Source organism: Paraburkholderia sp. RCC_158, assembly GCF_041355255.1.
Taxonomy (GTDB): domain Bacteria; phylum Pseudomonadota; class Gammaproteobacteria; order Burkholderiales; family Burkholderiaceae; genus Paraburkholderia; species Paraburkholderia graminis.
In genome coordinates, this window is the sequence record NZ_JBFUPM010000068.1 from 1 (window position 1) to 2,165 (window position 2,165).

The 2,165-nt window shown below is 63.6% G+C and carries 2 protein-coding genes; both read right to left on the reverse strand.

Annotated elements, in window-relative coordinates; all coding sequences use genetic code 11:
- Positions 1-665 (reverse strand): succinate dehydrogenase iron-sulfur subunit (locus tag AB6809_RS36130; RefSeq protein WP_371028598.1); only part of this gene is annotated, 665 nt, incomplete at its 3' end.
- A 30-nt stretch (positions 666-695) separates the two neighbouring features.
- The coding region (gene sdhA / locus AB6809_RS36135) for a succinate dehydrogenase flavoprotein subunit (protein WP_371028599.1) at positions 696-2,165 on the reverse strand (1,470 nt) is incomplete at its 5' end.

The window sequence follows — 2,165 nt, forward strand, 5'->3', positions numbered from 1 at the left end:
ATCGCCTTCGTCGGGTTCAGTCCCTTCGGGCAGACGTCGACGCAGTTCATGATCGTGTGGCAACGGAACAGACGGTACGGATCTTCGAGGTTATCCAAACGCTCGCCCGTCGCCTCATCACGGCTATCCGCGATAAACCGATAAGCCTGCAGCAGACCCGCGGGACCCACGAACTTGTCCGGATTCCACCAGAAGCTCGGGCACGACGTCGAGCAGCTCGCGCACAGAATGCACTCATACAGACCATCCAGCTCGTCGCGCTCTTCCGGCGACTGCAGACGCTCCTTCTCCGGCGGCGGCGTGTCGTTGATCAGGTACGGCTTGATCGAGTGATACTGGTTGAAGAACTGCGTGAAGTCGCAGATCAGGTCGCGCACCACCGGCAGCCCCGGCAGCGGACGCAGCACGATCTTCTGCGGCAGATCGTTCAGGTTCGTCAGACACGCCAGACCGTTCTTGCCGTTGATGTTCATCGCGTCCGAACCGCATACGCCTTCGCGGCACGAACGGCGGAACGACAGCGTTTCGTCGAGCGCCTTCAGTTTCACCAGCGCGTCGAGCAGCATGCGCTCATGCGAGTCGATCTCGATCTCGTACGTCTGCATGCGCGGCGCCGCGTCCCTGTCCGGATCGTAGCGGTAGATTTCAAATGTACGCTTGGCCATATTGTGGGTCCTTTGACTTGTGCGTGTGCCTTAGAAGGTCCGCGCCTTGGGCGGCACCGATTCAACCGTCAGCGGCTGCATGTGCACCGGCTTGTAGTCGAGGCGGTCGCCCTCGCTGAACCACAACGTATGGCGCAGCCAGTTTTCGTCGTCGCGATGCTCGAAGTCGTTCTGCGCATGCGCGCCGCGGCTTTCCTTGCGTGCTTCGGCCGAGACCATCGTCGCGCGCGCGACTTCGATCAGGTTCGCCACTTCCAGCGCCTCGACGCGCGCGGTGTTGAACACCTTCGACTTGTCCTTCAGGTGGATATTCTCCACACGCGCCGCCACTTCGCGGATCGCCTCGACGCCTTCCGAGAGCAGCGCCGACGTGCGGAACACGCCCGCATGTTTCTGCATCGTGCCGCGGATGTCGTTCGCCACCGACTGCGCATACTCGCCCGACGACGAGCTTTCGAGCTTCGCCAGACGCGACAGCGCGAAGTCCGCCGCATCGGCCGGCAGCGGCTTGTGGTCCTTGATTTCCTTCACCTGCTTCACGATGTGATTGCCCGCCGCGCGGCCAAACACCACGAGGTCGAGCAGCGAGTTCGTGCCCAGACGGTTCGCGCCGTGCACCGACACGCACGAACATTCGCCGACCGCGTAGAAACCGTTGACCGGCTCCTCGTGACCGCGCGCCGTACCGACCACCTGACCGTGGATGTTCGTCGGAATGCCGCCCATCTGGTAGTGAATGGTCGGCACAACGGGGATCGGTTCCTTGATGCAGTCGACGTTGGCGAACTTCAGCGCGATTTCGCGGATCGACGGCAGACGCTTCATGATCGTCTCCGCGCCGATGTGCGACAGGTCCAGCAGCACGTGGTCCTTGTTCGGACCGACGCCGCGGCCTTCCTTGATTTCCTGGTCCATCGAGCGCGAAACGAAGTCGCGCGGCGCGAGATCCTTCAGCGTCGGCGCGTAACGCTCCATGAAGCGCTCGCCGTCCGAGTTACGCAGAATGCCGCCTTCGCCGCGCACGCCTTCGGTGATCAGCACGCCCGCGCCCGCCACGCCCGTCGGGTGGAACTGCCAGAACTCCATGTCCTGCAGCGCGATGCCCGAGCGCGCGGCCATGCCCAGGCCGTCGCCGGTATTGATGAACGCGTTCGTCGATGCCGCGAAGATGCGGCCCGCGCCGCCCGTGGCGAACAGCGTCGTCTTGCCTTCGAGGATATAGACGTCGCCCGTTTCCATTTCGAGCGCGGTCACGCCGAGCACGTCGCCGTCGGCGTCGCGGATCAGATCGAGCGCCATCCATTCGACGAAGAACTGCGTCTTGGCCGCAACGTTCTGCTGATAGAGCGTATGCAGCAGCGCGTGACCGGTGCGGTCAGCCGCCGCGCACGCGCGCTGCACGGGCTTTTCGCCGTAGTTCGCCGTGTGGCCGCCGAACGGGCGCTGGTAGATCGTGCCGTCCGCGTTACGGTCGAACGGCATGCCGAAGTGTTCGAGTTC